This is a genomic window from Microvirga sp. HS2, from assembly GCF_055792805.1.
In genome coordinates, this window is the sequence record NZ_JBVVAJ010000059.1 from 1 (window position 1) to 16,507 (window position 16,507).

Here is a 16,507-nt window from a genome sequence, read left to right on the forward strand (position 1 = left end):
ACGGTTCTGGGAGCGCGCGGGGGTGAGATTCCCCCGCGCGACTCGCCAGACATATATCAAGGTGCGTGGCCAATGGCGGTATTTGTATCGGGCCATCGACAGCAACGGCGACACGGTGGAATTCTGGTTCAGCGAACGACGCAATCTGACGGCTGCGAAGCGGTTCCTGCGCAAGGCGCTGAAGCGACATGGCCGTCCCGAGCGCATCGTGATCGACGGCAGCCAGACCAACAAAGAAGCGATCCTTTTGTGTGATGGAGAGAGCCGCCTGCAGGATCGGTCAGGACGTCAGCGAAAACCAATCCGGATCCGCCAGAGCCGCTACTTGAATAACCGGATTGAGCAGGATCATCGGGCCATCAAGCGGCGGGTGCGGCCGATGCTCGGGTTCCAGTCGGCAGCCACGGCTCGTGTGATCCTCAGTGGGATCGAGATGATTCACATGATGCGCAAAGGACAGGCGAAGTACGCCTGCAATCTGCAACTCTCATTGGCCGAACAGTTCGATCTGCTCGCCGCCTAACCCTAGGGTGAGTTCTCTGCCATCTTCGCTCGCCTGCTGCAAGTTTGCGACGCAACCCGTAGGGCAGAAGCCTCTGACCAAAAGTTACCGTGACATCACCCTCACAACTCTATTGCCCATTGAGGGATATTCGTCATCATCTGGCGTTGGCAGCGTCCAACTGTTTGACCATAGAACGGCTCTAACAAAGGATGAGATCCACGAGCGCCACCCGCAATCCAATGGTGAATCGAGCATCGCCGTTCCTCCATCCTATTTCTACCGAGCGGATGCTGAAATGCTCACAAATCGATGGCTAATTGTCAACTGTCGAGAGCGCGCCTAACGGATTTGTCGCAATGGTCTATCTCGTGGAGAGACCTAATGTTAGTCCAGGCACAGTGGATCCGCTGCACATTGAGAGCAGAGATGAATAAGGATAACGTATTTGCGGAGAGCCGGTCAAATTACCCAGCGAGTGATGCTTTGAATGGCAGCGGTATTTTGCTTGTCTTTTCCGTACCAGGTACCCCAGCTAGATCGGCTCGATGCCCTTAAGGATCACTTGGGCACCCGCCATGGACTGGGGGCCCCGCCTCGGCCGGACCCACCTCTTGATCCGTCAACGATCCTGATCAATTTCATCATCGAAGTACGAGCTTTGTGGGATATGGATGGGCTTGCGGTTAGGTAGTAATCGGTCCGGTGTGTCGCAAAGCAGTCACGTCTCCCGATTGATCTGGCTGCCATCGAGAACGATCGCCTCCGATCACCATGCCCCGCCAGCGCCTTGCGCAGAAACCGCCTGGTCGTATTAAGATTTCGGCGTTCGCTGAAACACGAGATCAACCGTGTCACCATCGCTGCCGAAATAAATCTGTCGTCTGCATGTCTTGAAATTCACCTTGCCCACGTATCAATGTCCCGTAACCGTGCGCTTTCGCTGATTGACCTGCTCCAGCAAAATTTCGGAGTAGTGAGTTGATCTTACCGTCTGTCGTCTGGTCAGTTCCGGTTGATTGCTCACTAAGGAGGTCACTGCAACACAGTCCAAGCCCGCGGACTGAGCCGCGGGCTTGGATAGTGTGTCACTACGGACGGCTTACTGGCGTTCGAACACCAACTCGCCACCCACGAAGGTTTGCAGAACCTGGATATCCCTCACGGCCTCCGCGTCACACTCCAGTATGTCAGTGTCGATCACGACGAGATCGGCGTACTTGCCGGGCTCAATTGACCCCAAGATTTTTTCTTGCCAACGTGAGTAGGCGTTGTTGATCGTGAACATTCGGAGCATCTCCTCCCGCGTGATCTCCTGACCCGGCATCAGCGTTCCGGCCAGCGATTTGCCGGTCAGCGCCGAATACTGGCAGAGGAAGGGCTGCTCCTTGTTATAGACAACAGCCGGATTGTCGGTTCCTCCGCTAACCATCAGGCCTTCGTCGAACCAGTGGCGCAATGGCAGACCCCAGTCACGCACGGTGCGTTTCCATGGATCCTGCTCAACCAGCTTCGCAATACGGACCTGTGTCATGATCTCGTTCATGCGCATGGAGCGCGCCGACGCATAGTAGGCGAGAAGCGGATTTGCGCCCATGATAATCCCGAGCGCCTTTGCTCGCCGGATATGGTCAGGGTTCGCGAGCCCGAAGCCATGTTCGAAACTGAAGCGCCGTCCGGCGATCGGATTTACCTTATTTGCTTCTTCGAGCGCAGACAGAACAATTTCGGCTGGCTCTTCGCCACCACCAGTGTTCACATGGATGGCCATGTTCCAGCCGCGCTTGTTAATTTCCTGAACAAGGAATTTGAGCTTGTCTGCGGAATAAGCCCACCATCCGTCATTGACGACAACGAGCTTGATGCCCCCGATCTTCAGCATATCATCGCCAAGATGCTGCTTTGGCCCGAAATAACTCTCCAGCGCAGAACCAATGTCGCCACGATCCATGTAACGGAACGGAAGACCGAGAATCACGTCGCTGCGCACCTTGAGTACGCCCTTACGGTGTGCTTCAATGAAGGCGTCCATCTCGTCTATTGAAACGCCCATCTCCCGAATGCCAACGACTCCACAGGCATGATAGATCGCCTGCTGCGCCTGAATGGCTTCGATCTGCGTTTTCTGGTCGAAATACAGGAAGTCCCATTTCTTGATGGGCTGGCCCAGCGCCGCCCACCACGCTTTACGCGCCATGTCGCCTGCACCAGCAATCAAATGCCCAGTCGGTTCGCCGCCCGGATACTTTGCGATCCAACCTTCCGGCTCAACGGGTTGCGGCGTGGAAGCTTCGATTCCCGCAATCCTCAGCGCATAGCTATTAGCAATGACGTTCTTGCCAGACTGGAAGATATACACCGGATGGTCCGGCGCCACCTTATCGAGGTCCTCGCGCGTAGGAAAGCGGCCTTCCTTGAGCGCGCCGCGATACATGCAGGAGGTTCCGATCCATTCACCTTTCGGCGTAATCTCCGTGCGCTTTTTGATGGCGCCGAGGATTTCATCAATAGATTGAAGCCGGGCAATGTCGACCTTAGCCTTATCGCCAAGTGCGTCCATACCTGCAAGGAGCGAATGCACGTGATTATCGTATTGACCGGGCACTACGCAGCGCCCGCGGAGATTTATCTTCTTGGTACGACGTCCGGCGAGCGCCTCGACATCGGAGCTCCGCCCGACGGCAACGATCTTCCCATCGAATACCGCGACGGCTTCATGGATGGAAAAGGTGTTGTCGACAGTGACGATCTTGCCGTTAGTGAGGATTGTGTCTGGAGCGAATTCTAGAGTCACAGGTTGGTCCTTCGTCATCAATGAGAGCGTTCGTAGACGGTTTTGCCGCCGACGATGGTTTCAAGAACTTGGATATCTAGCAGCTTCTCGTCTTCTACGGTCAGCGGATCGCCACTCAGGACGATGATGTCGGCGAGTTTGCCAGGCTCAATGGAACCTTTGACATTCTCTTCGAAGCTTGCGTATGCACCGTCGATGGTCCACATGCGCAACGCCTCTTCGCGCGTCACCCGCTCCTCCGGCATCAGAACGCCCGCGAGCGTGTTTTGCGTTACCGCGCTATAGATGCCGAGCAGCGGGCGCTCGGGGTCGTAGTGGCAAGCGGGGCAATCGGTGCCACCTGTGACGACCAGACCCTCATCGATCCAGGTGCGCATCGGCAAGCCCCACTCCATGCGGGCACGGTCGAAGGCATCAAGAGTGGTTCTCTTGGCGATACGCACATCCTGCATCACTTGGTGCATGCGCAGCGAGCGGCCTGCGGCATAATAGGAAAGAGTGGGATTAGGAGCGATGACGAAGCCCCACTCGCGCAACTTGCGCACATGATTGATGTCGACCGTGCCCACTCCATGCTCGAAGGAGAAACGCCGGCCAGCGAGTGGCCTTTCCTCATTGGCCTCCTCCAGAACTCCCATCACGAAGTCCATGTCCTTGTCCTCGCCCCGGCGTGTCCCGTGAATCGAGAGCGTCCAGCCGAGACGGTTCGCCGCTAGGAGCATCGCTCGGGTCTTCTCCGGCGAGTACGACCACCAGCCGTCGTTTTGGATCACCATCTTCAGGCCCCCGAAGCGCAGCCATTCATTGCCCACGTTCTGCTTAGGGCCGAAGTAGCGCTTCAACGAGGCCTCGATTTCGGAGATTGGCATGTAGCGGGCCGGAAGCCCAAGGATCAGATCGGTGCGTACCGTCGCCTCGCCGCGTTGAGCGACGGCGATGTAAGCTTCGATTTCCTCCGGCGTCACACCCATGTCGCGTGTGCCGGTGATCCCGGCCGCGTTGAACTCCCTCATCTGCGCCTTAATCGCGCGGATATAGGTTTCGGTATCGAAATGCAGGAAATCCCATTTCTTCATCGGTTGCCCGAGCACGTCCCACCAGCGCTTGCGCGCCAAGTCGCCGGCGCCGGCGATCAGGTGCCCGGTGGGCTCGCCGCTCTCGTCCTTGACGATATGGCCCTCGGAGATGTCGGGATCCCCGATAGGATCAGGTGTGTCGCGGGTGATGCCGGCTAGCTCGAGCGCCCTGGTGTTGGCAATGATGTTCTTCCCAGACTGGAAGATGTAGACCGGGTTATCGGGCGCGATGGCGTCGAGATCGTGCCGGTTTGGGAAGCGGCCCTCCTTCAGCGCGCCCCGAAACATGCAGGAGGTTCCGATCCATTCGCCCGGCTTGGCCTTGCTGACGGCTTCGGCGACCTTCACCTTGATCTCTTCGATCGATTGAGAAAAGGCAATGTTCACCTTGGCGTCCACACCCTCGAGATCGAGACCGGCGAGGAGCTGGTGGGTGTGGTTGTCGATCATGCCCGGAATGGCGGTCGCACCTTTCAGGTCGACCATGCGCGTCGAGCCACCTGCAAGGCGTTTGATCGCGTCGGTGCCGCCCGTGGCGACGATGCGGTCTCCAAGAACGGCGACTGCCTCGACCGCCTTGGCACCGTCTGCCATTGTGATGATGTTGCCATTGTAGAGCACGGTGTCCGCGACAATGCGGTCGTTCTCAAGCGCCATGTACGTTCTCCTACAACGTCAATGTCGGGAAATGACATGCCGCCCACTGGCCGGCACGATGAGCCGCGAGTGGCGGCCGGGCGGCGAGGCAGCCATGCGGCAGGTGCCGGTCACCGACCTGGACGGTTTCCACGCCGCCGGCTGCTGCGACTTCCGCGGCGCGGGTGCAGCGCGTATGGAACGGACAGCCCTGCGGCGGATCGATAGGGTCTGGCGGGTCGCCGTCCGGCATAGTCCGGGACGCTGCGCCAGCGATGTCAGGATTAGGCTCCGGAATGGAACGCAGCAGGGTGCCCGTGTAGGGATGAAGCGGCCTCAGACAGACCGCATCAGCTTCGCCGATCTCAACGATCCTACCGAGGTACATCACTGCGACGCGGTCGGAGATATGGTGCACGACGGAAAGATCGTGGGCGATGAACAGATACGAGAGGCCGAACTCGTCCTGGAGGTCTTGGAGCAGATTGATGATCTGCGCCCGAATCGAGACGTCGAGGCTCGCCGTCGGCTCATCCAGTACCAGAAAGGCCGGATTGAGGATCAGAGCGCGCGCAAGGCCGATGCGCTGCTGTTGGCCGCCGGAGAACTCATGCGGATACCGGTTCGCTTGATGCGGACCCAACCCGACGCGCTTCATCATGGCGTGAACGCGTGCGCGTCCGTTTTCGTCCCATTGGCCCGAAATGATGAGCGGCTCCGCTATGATTGCTTCCACCGTCATGCGGGGGTTGAACGCAGACCTCGAATCCTGGAACATCACCTGCATGCGGTTCCGCACCTTGCGCAGGCTGCTGTGACCCAGATGAGTGATGTCCTCGCCTTCGAAGGTGATGCGGCCTTCGGTCGTGTCGATAAGCCTGAGCACGAGCCGGGCCATCGTGCTCTTGCCTGATCCGGACTCTCCCACGACGCCCAGCGTTTCTCCGCGTGCAAGATCGAAGGACACGCCCTCGACCGCATGGACCATCGCGCCTCGCCGCAGGCCACGGACCTTGACGGGAAAACGCTTGACCAGGTTCTCGGCACGTAAGATCGCCTGCTCTCCCGCGACGAAGGGAGGCGCATCGGACCGATCCGGCAATGGCACAGCCCTGTGCGGTTTGCCGTCGGTCGGTGACGGCAAACGTTCCCGTGCTTCGTCGAAGAAATGGCACGCGACGGTGTGGCCTGAAGAGATCGCCGTCAGAAGCGGACGCTCAGTCTGGCACAAGGCGCGTCCGTTCGTGCGCGAGCAGCGTTGGGCGAAATCGCAGCCGGGCAACGTCATCAAGATGTTGGGAGGCTCGCCGGGGATGGACGCGAGCTTGGTCTCACCCGAGGACTGAATGGCCGGCACCGCATCGAGCAGGGCCGCCGAATAGGGATGGGCGGGTCTGCGGAACAGCGTCCGCACGTCCGTCTCCTCGATGACACGGCCGGAATACATCACCGCCACCCGGTCCGCGTAGCGCGCGACGAGACCGAGGTCGTGCGTGATCAATACCATGGACATCGACAGATCGCGGCTCAGCTGACTGAGCAGCTCGAGGATCTGCGCCTGCACGGTAACATCGAGGGCCGTGGTCGGCTCGTCGGCAATCAGTACCTTCGGTCGGCAGACGATCGCCATGGCGATGAGCACGCGCTGCCTCATCCCGCCGGAGAACTGATAAGGATAGTCGCGTGCCCGACGCTCGGCACTGGGGATACGGACCAGTTCCAGTGCCTCCACCGCCCGCCGCCATGCCTCCGCCCGCGAAAGGCTCGGCTCGTGCGCCTGCACCACATCGGCAATCTGATCTCCGATGCGGATGACGGGGTTGAGCGCCGAAAGCGGATCCTGGAAGATCAACGAAAGGTCGCGGCCGCGCATCCGCCGCAGGGCTTCGCCGGAAAGGGCTGTCAGGTCGTGTCCTTGAAAGAGAACGCGGCCGCTGATCTCGCTGGAGACCATGCGCGAAAGCAGGCCGAGAACAGCCAGGAACGTGACGGACTTTCCTGATCCGGACTCGCCGACCACCGCCAGTATCTCGCCCTGCCTGACGTCGAGCGAGACTCCGCGAATTGCTTGAATGTGGCCCGCACCCGTGCGCAACGTGACGCGCAGATCGCGAACGGAAAGCACGGTCGGCGCCTCGATCAAATGGCTTTCGTCGATGTTCATGACAGCATTCATGCCGCGCATCTCTCGAGCCCGGCCTTCAGTTCAGCGGAGGACAGCTTGAGTCCGATCACGACCAGCGCGGCGCCCTTCGCCTCGACACCCTCCGGAGCCGGCTCTACGGAACGGCGGGTGCCGACCACGTGAACGACGACGGGCGCGTCGTTGCCGAGGAAGCGGACGAAGCCTTTGGCGCGGAATACGCCGGTGCCGAGGCTGTCCAGCCATTCCGTGAAACGCTCCGGATCCACCGGTCGGTCCAGAAACAGAGAGAGGCTGTCGAACCCGTCATGTGAGTGATGATGGTGATGATCGTCGTGGTGGCCATGGCCATGGTGGTGGCCATGATCGTGGTGGTGGCCATGATCGTGGTGGTGAACGGGTGCTTCCGCTTGGCCGCCGATCCCGAATACGATGTCAAGAGGGATGTTGCAGCAGACTGCCGAGACGAAGCGGGCGTCGGAGTTGATTTTGCGGACCCCGTTCTCAATCAGTCCAGGAACCTCTTGCGGCACCAGGTCAACCTTGTTGATAACGAGCAGGTCGCCGGAAACGATCTGCTGAAACGCCGCTTCGGCATGGTCGAGATTCCGATCGAAGTTTTCTGCGTCGATCACGGTGATCACCCCGTCCAGGCGATACGCGTGCGCAAACTTCTCCGATTGCAGTTCCGAGATGACGGGCTCCGGATCCGCGAGGCCGCTTGTTTCGATAAGCAAAGCCTCCAGCTGATTTCCTGCGGTGGCAATGTCGCGTAGAGAGCGCGAAAGATCACCCTGCGTTGCGCAGCAGATGCAGCCGTTGGCGAGCTCGATGACCGATCCGGACGCACCGCTGATGAGTGCAGCATCGATGCCGAGTTCCCCGAACTCGTTGACGATGACGCCGATTTTGCGTCCATGACTTCCGGAAAGAATATGATTGACCAGCGTCGTTTTGCCGGAGCCTAGGAAGCCTGTCAGCAGGGTGACTGGCAGAGGCGATTGCATGTGAAGATCCATAACAGTGCTTCCGATCTTAGCCGCGAGGGTTGAGGACATCGCGCAGCGCATCCCCCAGCAGATTAAAGGAGAGAACGAGCAGCACAATTGCCAAGCCGGGATAGATTGCCAGGGCGGGTGCGGCGAAGAGGTATTCCTGCGCTCCCGTCAGCATGTTGCCCCAACTCGGACGGGGTGGCTGAATGCCGATCCCCAGGAAGCTCAGGGCGGATTCGCTGATGATCGCGAAGGCGGCCGCGAGCGTCGCCGAAACGATAATCGACGACGTCGCCTGCGGCAAACAGTGCCGGATGAGTATTCGCGTGCGTGACGCTCCGAGTGATCGCGCCGCCTCGACGAACTCCAATTCGCGCGCCTTCAGCACTTCGCTGCGCACGACGCGCGCGGTCGGCATCCAAGATGTGCAACCGACAACAAACACGATGGACAACGGGGTCGGTGGGATGCTCGTCAAGAAGATCAGCCAGAGGAAGAAGAGCGGGATGGCCATGATCCCGTCGATGACCTGGATCAGGATGCGGTCAGCCCAGCCGCCGAGATAGCCGGCGGTCGCGCCGAACAGCACGCCCAACGCCACCGATACTGCCATGGCGGCAAGTCCCACCAGAAGGGACACGCGGCCGCCTTCCAGCAGGCGGGCGAGGACGTCGCGCCCGTTCTCGTCGGTGCCCAATGGATACATGGCCGAGGGCGGTGCCATGGTGTTGACCAAATCGATCCGCGTCGGATCCACATGGTAGAAGATCGGTCCGAGGCTGACGACCAGGATGATCATCAGGAGAAGGGCAAGAGCAAACATTCCCTTGCCATGCCGCAGAAAGCGCGTCATCGCCCGACGCCCTGGGCTCTCGATGACCTCGTTGGCGCCGATTGCCGCGGGAGAGTGGTTGATTGCCGCGCTCATGTGAATTTCACTCGCGGATCCAGCAGCGTGTAGCTGAGATCTGTTAGCAGGTTGGCCACGATGACGATCAGAGACACGACGAGCGTGATACCCATGATAAGGGGATAGTCGCCCGTGCGGGCAGCGGTGATGCCGAGACTGCCGATGCCAGGCCAGGCGAAGACGGTTTCGGTGATCGCGGCACCTGCGAACAGCTGCGGCAATCCTAGGCCGATGATGGTGATGACGGGCAGCATGGCGTTCTTGAGGGCATAGACCAGAATCACCCGGCGCTCCCGGATGCCCATTGCACGCGCTGCCGTCACGTAGAGTTGATCGGAAACCTCAAGCAGGCTCGAGCGGGTGTAGCGCATGACGTTCGCCATGAGGAAGCCGCCGGCCACGACGGATGGCAGGACCAGGTGCCGGAGGAGCTCGAAGACGCTCCAGTCCCGGGCCCGAGGCATGCCTCCGACCGGCAGCCAGCGCAGCTCGACCGCGAAAAGAAGGATCAAGACGATCCCGAGCCAGAACGCCGGCACGGAAAGGTTGAGCACTCCGATCGTGCTTGCGAAACCGTCGAACCAGCTGTTTCGTTTCACAGCACTGAGGATTCCGAGGCCCATGCCGAGCGCGATCGCAATGGCAAGGGCCGCCGAGCTGAGGATGAGGGTGTTGGGAAGGCGCTCGGCGATGAGCGACAGGACTGGCACGCCCTCGTTGAAGGAGGTTCCGAAATCACCGCTCAGAAGACCGCCGATCCACCGACCATATTGCAGGTAGAGAGGATCGGCGAGGCCGAGCGTCGACGTCAGAGCTTCCATCTGCGCCTTGGAGAGATCGGGATTGGCAAGAATGGCGGGCCCACCCGGCGCCTGTCGGATGATGACGAAGGTGAGTACGGTGACGATCCAGAAAAGGATGACCGATTGGACCGAACGCTTGATAAGATAGCCCGCCATCACTCTCGCCGCTTACTTCTCTACAGTCACGTCGAAGAGGTGGGTTGTAGCCATGCGCAGCGGATTCTGCGGGAACCCCCGAATGCGCTTACTGATGGCCCGGATTTCCTGGGGGTAATAGAGCCAGATGCCCGGAGGGCTCTCGGCGATGCGCTTCTGGATTTCCGCATACTTCGCATTGCGGGCCGCAGGCTCCAGAATGGCATTCGCGTCGGCGAACATCTTGTCCAGCTCCGGATCGCAGTAGGCGAACCGGTTCTGGCTGCCGCCGCATGACAATGCGTTCGCGATGTCGGGGCTCGGCTGCAGGTTCAGGTATTCGACCGAGGTCTGGAAGGTGCCGTTGAAAACGCCGGTCCAGTGATCGCGAAAATCGACCATGTTGATCTTCGCTTCAACCCCGATATCGCTCAGCTGCTGCTGGATGATCTGAGCGAGCTGAGGACCGCCGATGACGCCCGTGGAGGTGGTCAGCTCGACGGAGAGGGGTTTGCCGTCCTTGCTGAGCTTGCCGTCCTTCGCGGTCCAGCCGGCGTCGGCCAGCAGCGCCGTCGCCTTCTTCGGGTCGTAGGAATACTGTATGACGTCGGCAGTATAGCCCTCGATCGAGGGTGCGATCATCCCGTGCGCCACCGTAGCGTAGCCGTCGGCCACGGCCTTGATGATGCCCTCCTTGTTGACGGCGTAGTTCATCGCCTGGCGGACCTTCACGTCCTGGAAGGGCGACTTGTTGTTGATCAGAGCGACGTAGTAGACGCTTGGCTGTTCGACGGCGGTGACCTCGATATCGCTGCCTGTGAGCGCGGATATCTGCTGCGGCCGGATCAGCGCGACGTCGGCGCTGCCGGCTCGCAGCTGGGCGACGGCGCTGTTGGCATCCGGCATGATGCGGAAGACCACCTCGTCGAGGGACACTTTACCGCCCCACCACTCGTTGTTGCGCTCTGCCGTCCAGAATCGGCCGGAGGCGGCCTCGGAGAACTTGAACGGGCCGGTACCGACGGGATTCTTGATGAAGGCGGCCGGCTGGTTCGGGTCCTGGCCCTCCAGAACGTGCTTCGGAACGATCGGCATCCGGTAAGCCAGCATCAGAGGCAGCGATGCATTCGGCTTGGAGAAGGTCATGCGCACCTTGTTGGGCGCGACCACTTCCACCGATTTGAGCGTTCCAACCTGGCCGGCCGCGGCAGCGCGGACATCCTTGTTCAGGATGAGATCGAAGGTGAACTTGACGTCCTCGGCCGTGAACGGTTTGCCGTCATGCCATCTCACGCCGTCGCGCAGGGTGAACGTCCAAATGCTGGCGTCGTCGTTCGTCTCCCAAGAGGTTGCGAGCGCAGGCTCAACCTCCAGCTTGTCCTTCTTCCAGCGCGTGAGCCCTTCGCTGATGACGTTGGTCGCAAGGATGTCCGAAAGCCCGCCAGATGCGACGATCGGATAGCCGGTCGGCATGCTGGGCAGGGTGAGCGTCAGGGCGCCCTGGGCCCATGCGGGCGCCTGCGCCGCAAGCATCGCGGCATAAGCGAGCGCGGCCAGGCTCGTCGTTTTCAACACAGATTTAAGCATTCGCGTCTGCTCCTCTAGAGGGTCGTTTTTGACCGCTGCGCGTTAAGCGTCTTTTCTTTGTTGGGGCAGCTGCGGAGGCTGCCCGTAGAGCGCCATCGTCACCACCTTCTACGGCGGCAGCCGGCGTGCTGTCCTTCGGATGCCACTGAACAAGTTTCTCGAGGCACCGGTCGAACACTTCGCGTTCATTCACGTCGAGGCTGGAAAGAAGATCTTCATTGAGTTGGTCGCCGAGGTCGTCGGCCATCCTCGCACGGGCCAAGCCCTCCTTCGTTATGTCGATGTGAAACTGGCGTGCGTCGGATTTCGATATCCGCCGTATCAAGAGCCCTTCGCCGACCAGATCGGATATGATGCGTGACACCAATGTTCTTTCGAACATCGTCGATACGACAATCTCGGAAACGCTCAATCCGGGTTCTTCGGCAACGCTCCGCAGCACCCGCAACTGGCGGATGTCCAGACCGCACTCCCGGAGGTAGATCTTGCTGGCCTCCGCCCGCGCGATCGATGAAACCCTGTCCAGGCGGAACGTAACGTATTCGCGGTATTTGGTCCGCTTGCCCGACATAAACCCTTCCCTTTGCCCTATTGGATTCGCATTTTCATGCTCATACCGCCCGCATTTAGAATTTATTGTAAATTACAAAATGTGCTGTTTGCACATTAATATTGCGCGTATATATGAGAGGCTGTCAACGGTGAATCTGACCTTCAGGCCGGACGGGTCATGGAAGCCGGAAATTAGGAGAAACGAGCTCATGTTGGGCGAGGAATTGAAGGGTCAGCTTTGCAAAGCCGTCGATGAGATGGCGGACAGGCTCGTTGGGATATCCAAAGAAATTCATACCAATCCTGAAACCTGCTTCCGGGAGTTCAAAGCCGCTAAGCTGCTGAGCAGCGCACTAATCGAATCCGGCCTCAAGGTTACTGCGCCTGCCTTCGGACTGGAAACCTCGTTTGCAACAGAGTTCGGGCGGGCAGACCTCCCTTGCGTCGGAATCGTCGCCGAGTATGACGCGCTGCCGGAGATCGGGCATGCATGCGGGCACAACATCATCGGTACGGCGGCTTTAGGCGCTGCACTGGCACTGGCTGCGCTCGGCGAGCGCCTTCCGGGAAGGATCCGGCTGCTTGGCGCCCCGGCAGAGGAGGGCGGCGGGGGCAAGGTGCTCATGGCACGTCAAGGGGCCTTCGATGGCCTCGCATGCGCCATGATGGTTCATCCGGCACCTGCCGATATGGCCACCTTTCCCCTGATCGCCCGCGCAGGGGTGAATGTGAGCTACCGCGGCAAGCCTTCGCACGCCTCGTCGGAGCCGGAGGCCGGCATCAATGCGCTCGACGGCCTGGTCGCCGCCTATCAGGCGATCGGAGCGTGGCGTCAGCATATGCCGGCCCGCCACCGGATCCACGGCATCATCACCCATGGCGGCGTTGCCTCCAACATCGTGCCGGATTATGCCGCTGGGCATTTTGCGGTTCGTGCGCCGACACGCAGAGGGCTTGAAATGCTGCGGGATCGGGTCGAGCAATGCTTCCAGGCGGGCGCGCTCGCCTCAGGTGCAAGCGTCGAGATCGAGTGGGAGGACATCGATTACTTCGATCTCGTGACGAATTGGCCCCTGGCGGATGCTTATAAGGCCAACGCTGAGCGCCTGGGTCGGACATTCGTGTCGATCGAGACGCTCCCCCCGAACCAAGCCTCAAGCACCGACATGGGGAACGTCAGCCACCTTGTGCCGACCATTCATCCGATGATCGCAGCGGTGCCCGCAGGAGTAGCGTTCCACACGAAGGAGTTTGCCCACTGGGTTGGCACCGACATGGGCATGAAAGCCACGCTCGACGGTGCCAAGGCCATGGCCATGACGGCAATTGACTATCTGGTTGATGCCACCTTGCAGGAGCGGGTCTCGAAGGGATTTCAGGAAGCGACCAGCAGAGATCAATGATCGCCTCTCCTGCGGGCTCCGATCGGGCGGGCACCTCCGACGGCCTCACATGAGAGTGGTTGGATCAACGGGTGATGTCACGTTAACGGAACTCGGGCGCAGTGAGGCAAGCGCGCTCACATGACGGGTTCACCGTGCAATGCAGGCTGCAGACTTCCACGCCGCCATGGCTGTGAATCGACACCGAAGCTTTGAGTGCGCGTTCCAGGCGATCGTGATCACGGATTCCAGAGGATCGTGATCATCCATTCCAGGCCATCGTGATCATGGTTTCCAGAGGACCGTGATCGCTCATTCCAGCGATCATGATCAGTCTCCGAGACCGTGAAGAGGTGCTTTCTGCTGGCAGTCTGCAACCCACGGTACTCTTGGCCTTTGCTTCCCAGCCGAGGACCAAGATGCCCACCGAGAGACTGTCGATGCGCCACATCCGTGAAGTCTTACGCCTGCACCACGCTGTCGGGCTCTCCCAGCGCGCCACCGCAACCAGCCTGGGCCTGGCCCAGGGCACTGTCAGCAAATACATCAACCGCGCCCGGCGCGCCGGCCTGACCTGGCCCCTGCCGCCCGAGCTCGATGATGATCTTCTGCTGGAGGATCGGCTCTATCCGCCGCCCTCCGATCTGCCCACCGAGCAACGCAGCCAGCCCGATTGGACCCTGGTCCATCGCGAACTGCGCCGGCCGGGCGTGACGCTGATGCTGCTATGGGAGGAATTCTGCGACACGTGTCAAGCGACACCCAGATTTACGAGTTAAGGCGACATCCAGTTCTACGACGACTCAAGCGTGAGCCCGCTGGAGAGCCTCCTCGAGATCCCGCAGGCGATAGCTGCGTCCCTTGATGTTGAGAACATGGGCGCGATGCAGCAGACGATCGAGAATGGCGGTGGCCAGCACCTCATCGCCGGCCAGCAGTTCGGTCCACTCCCGGATGCTCTTGTTCGTCGTAATCAGGATCGCCCCGCGGCCATAACGGTAGGTCACCAGCCGGAAGAATAAGCTCGCTTCCTCGCGGGTCATGGGCTCGAAGCCGAGTTCGTCCACAATCAACAGCGCCATGTTCATGTAGCGGCGCCGTTTCAACTGCGCAGGCGGCAGGCCGGTATCGACCTTCAGCGCCGTCATCAGTTCATCAAAGCGGTAGTACAGGACCGAGAACCCCATCTCGATCGCCCGGGTCCCGAGCGCCACTGAGAGGTGCGTCTTGCCCACCCCCGGAGGGCCCTGCATCAGGACGGTTTCGGCATTGCGGATCCACGCGCCCGTGGCCAGCGTGTCGATCCGGGAGCGCTCGATCGCCGGCTGGAAGGCGAAGTCAAAGTTCTCGAGCGTCTGGCCGATCGGCAGACCCGACATTTTCAACGAGGTTTTCACCCGTCGCTCTTCGCGCCCCGAGTGCTCCACTTCCAGCAACCGGTCCAGGAAGACGTGCGGCGCCATCGCCTGGCTCACCGCCTCAGTCAGAAGGTGATCAAGGTGCTCGGCTGCATAAGGGCAGCCCAACGCCAGCAGCCGATCGCGCGTCGTGTCGATATCCAGTCGCAGTCTGCCCGGGGTCATCGCGCCACCTCCGCCAGAGCCGCATACAAGTCGATCGAACGGTGCGCCACGGGAGCCTGGGACAATTCCTGGATGCGAGCGCCCAGGCGCCCGAGAGGGGGCGGCGCCAGCACGTGTTCTGTACTGGGCCCATCATAATGCGCCTGATCAATCACAAGCCGGGCCGGGGTGCCGCGCGGATGCGTCGCCACCACATCGCAGTCCTTCAGGATCTGCACCTGTCCGGCGGTGCCGCGCACCTCGACGCGTTGCCCAATGAGCTGGAACGGAACACTGTATTGGCGCCCCTCGAACGACACCAGCCCGTCGAGACCGACTTGCCGGGTGGCCACCAGATCGAACGGCTCTGGCAATGTCTCAGGCACGCGGGTCAGCCGCGCCTGCTCCTCAGCCCAGGCTTGGGCGACGCTCGAACCGGTGGCGGGGCAGCGCCGCTCGTGGGACAGGGTCTCGATGCGCGCATCGGTCCACTGCTGCAGCTCCGCCAGGCTCGCATAGGGGCGAGCATAGGGATTGATCGCCAGACGCTGATCGCGCACCCGCCGTTCCACTTTCCCCTTGCATTGGGGTTGGCGCGGAGGACAAGCGTCGATGTGGAACTTCATGGTCGCCGCATAGCGGCGATAGGTGGGATTGATCATACCCCAGGCGCCGGCCCCGCGGGAGATCGCGGTCTTCTCGTTGTCGATGCGCACCGTCGCCGGCACGCCGCCCAGGCGGGTAAAGCAGGCCGAATGGCAGCCCAGCCAGGCCAGCATGTCCTTGGTCGGCGACCAGACGATCGCCGGCTTGCGGCTGAAGGACAGCACCATGTGCAGGGCGAGAAGATCGGTCGGAATGCCGGCGATGATGATGCCTGGAAAGTGCGCCCAGTCGACCTGCGCCTGGGCCCCGGGAGGCGTCTCGACACGCCGGCGGGCCCGGATGACCGGGGCCGGATAGGCATGGCGCCAATAGCGCTGGACCGATCTCAGGCTGCCGGTATAGCCGTACTCGCCACACAACCAGGCATGCAGGGCTGCCAGGTTGATCGGGCCGTCCCCCTGGCTGATCCGCCACTGGTCGATGACGGCGGAGAGGGCATCGGCCTTGAAGCCCTGGCGCGCGCGACCGTCCGCCTGCCCCCTCTCGAAGCGCTTCACCTGATAACGGACCGCGCCTTCGGTCACACCCAGCAAGCGGGCGATCCCACTGTTTGTCGCTCCCCGCGACGCCAATGCCTTGATAGCCATCCGAGCCTCCTGATCGAGCCGGCTCATTCGCTCCTCCGCGTCGTCCCGTGACACGTGTCAAGCGAACCGAAGAATTGACCCCTCGGGCGAACTGAAGATTTGACCCCCTCTCATTGCTTTGTAGCGCCCTCGGTTTCGAGCGCCGATCCAGCCTTCTGCAGCAGACCGGATCTGCGC

Annotated in this window: 13 protein-coding genes; 3 read left to right on the top strand and 10 right to left on the bottom strand. The window is 60.9% G+C overall.

Features of this window, described 5'->3' with window-relative positions; genetic code table 11:
• The coding region (locus ACS5Q0_RS26275; protein WP_473129592.1) for an IS6 family transposase at positions 1-523 on the top strand (523 nt) is incomplete at its 5' end.
• Positions 524-1,604: 1,081 nt separating this feature from the next.
• Here ACS5Q0_RS26275 and ACS5Q0_RS26280 read toward each other — a convergent pair.
• From ACS5Q0_RS26280 to ACS5Q0_RS26315, 8 genes are read right to left on the bottom strand one after another with little or no spacing between them, the layout of a single operon-like run.
• A complete protein-coding gene (locus ACS5Q0_RS26280; protein WP_473129593.1) occupies positions 1,605-3,314 on the bottom strand; it encodes an amidohydrolase in 1,710 nt (569 codons plus the stop codon).
• Positions 3,314-5,029 (bottom strand): amidohydrolase, encoded by a 1,716-nt coding sequence (locus ACS5Q0_RS26285; RefSeq protein ID WP_473129594.1) that lies wholly within the window; start codon positions 5,027-5,029, stop codon positions 3,314-3,316. Before ACS5Q0_RS26285 ends, ACS5Q0_RS26280 begins: the two co-directional genes overlap by 1 nt.
• A gap of 10 nt (positions 5,030-5,039) precedes the next feature.
• The gene (locus tag ACS5Q0_RS26290) at positions 5,040-7,184 is read right to left on the bottom strand and encodes a dipeptide ABC transporter ATP-binding protein (protein WP_473129595.1); all 2,145 of its coding nucleotides are present in this window, start codon (positions 7,182-7,184) and stop codon (positions 5,040-5,042) included.
• Positions 7,181-8,257: a CobW family GTP-binding protein gene (locus tag ACS5Q0_RS26295; protein WP_473129596.1), complete on the bottom strand. Its 1,077-nt coding sequence runs from the start codon at positions 8,255-8,257 to the stop codon at positions 7,181-7,183. The genes ACS5Q0_RS26290 and ACS5Q0_RS26295 overlap by 4 nt, the downstream gene beginning before the upstream one ends.
• On the bottom strand, positions 8,187-9,074 hold the full coding sequence (locus ACS5Q0_RS26300) for an ABC transporter permease (protein WP_473129597.1): 888 nt from the start codon (positions 9,072-9,074) through the stop codon (positions 8,187-8,189). The genes ACS5Q0_RS26295 and ACS5Q0_RS26300 overlap by 71 nt, the downstream gene beginning before the upstream one ends.
• On the bottom strand, positions 9,071-10,015 hold the full coding sequence (locus ACS5Q0_RS26305) for an ABC transporter permease (protein ID WP_473129598.1): 945 nt from the start codon (positions 10,013-10,015) through the stop codon (positions 9,071-9,073). The genes ACS5Q0_RS26300 and ACS5Q0_RS26305 overlap by 4 nt, the downstream gene beginning before the upstream one ends.
• 12 nt (positions 10,016-10,027) lie before the next feature.
• A complete protein-coding gene (locus ACS5Q0_RS26310) occupies positions 10,028-11,581 on the bottom strand; it encodes an ABC transporter substrate-binding protein (RefSeq protein WP_473129599.1) in 1,554 nt (517 codons plus the stop codon).
• Entirely contained in the window at positions 11,574-12,152 is a 579-nt protein-coding gene (locus ACS5Q0_RS26315) for a MarR family winged helix-turn-helix transcriptional regulator (protein ID WP_473129600.1), read from the bottom strand. The genes ACS5Q0_RS26310 and ACS5Q0_RS26315 overlap by 8 nt, the downstream gene beginning before the upstream one ends.
• A 193-nt stretch (positions 12,153-12,345) precedes the next feature.
• Between ACS5Q0_RS26315 and ACS5Q0_RS26320 the strand changes: the two genes are divergently transcribed.
• Positions 12,346-13,536: a M20 family metallopeptidase gene (locus ACS5Q0_RS26320; RefSeq protein WP_473129601.1), complete on the top strand. Its 1,191-nt coding sequence runs from the start codon at positions 12,346-12,348 to the stop codon at positions 13,534-13,536.
• A 398-nt stretch (positions 13,537-13,934) separates the two neighbouring features.
• Positions 13,935-14,294: a sigma factor-like helix-turn-helix DNA-binding protein gene (locus ACS5Q0_RS26325; protein ID WP_473129602.1), complete on the top strand. Its 360-nt coding sequence runs from the start codon at positions 13,935-13,937 to the stop codon at positions 14,292-14,294.
• 24 nt (positions 14,295-14,318) lie between these two features.
• Here the strand turns inward: ACS5Q0_RS26325 and istB are convergent, their stop codons facing one another.
• Entirely contained in the window at positions 14,319-15,098 is a 780-nt protein-coding gene (istB, locus tag ACS5Q0_RS26330; protein ID WP_473129603.1) for an IS21-like element helper ATPase IstB, read from the bottom strand.
• Complete coding sequence (gene istA, locus ACS5Q0_RS26335) at positions 15,095-16,330, bottom strand: IS21 family transposase (protein ID WP_473129604.1); 1,236 nt, start codon at positions 16,328-16,330, stop codon at positions 15,095-15,097. The genes istB and istA overlap by 4 nt, the downstream gene beginning before the upstream one ends.
• Between the last annotated feature and the right edge of the window lie 177 nt (positions 16,331-16,507).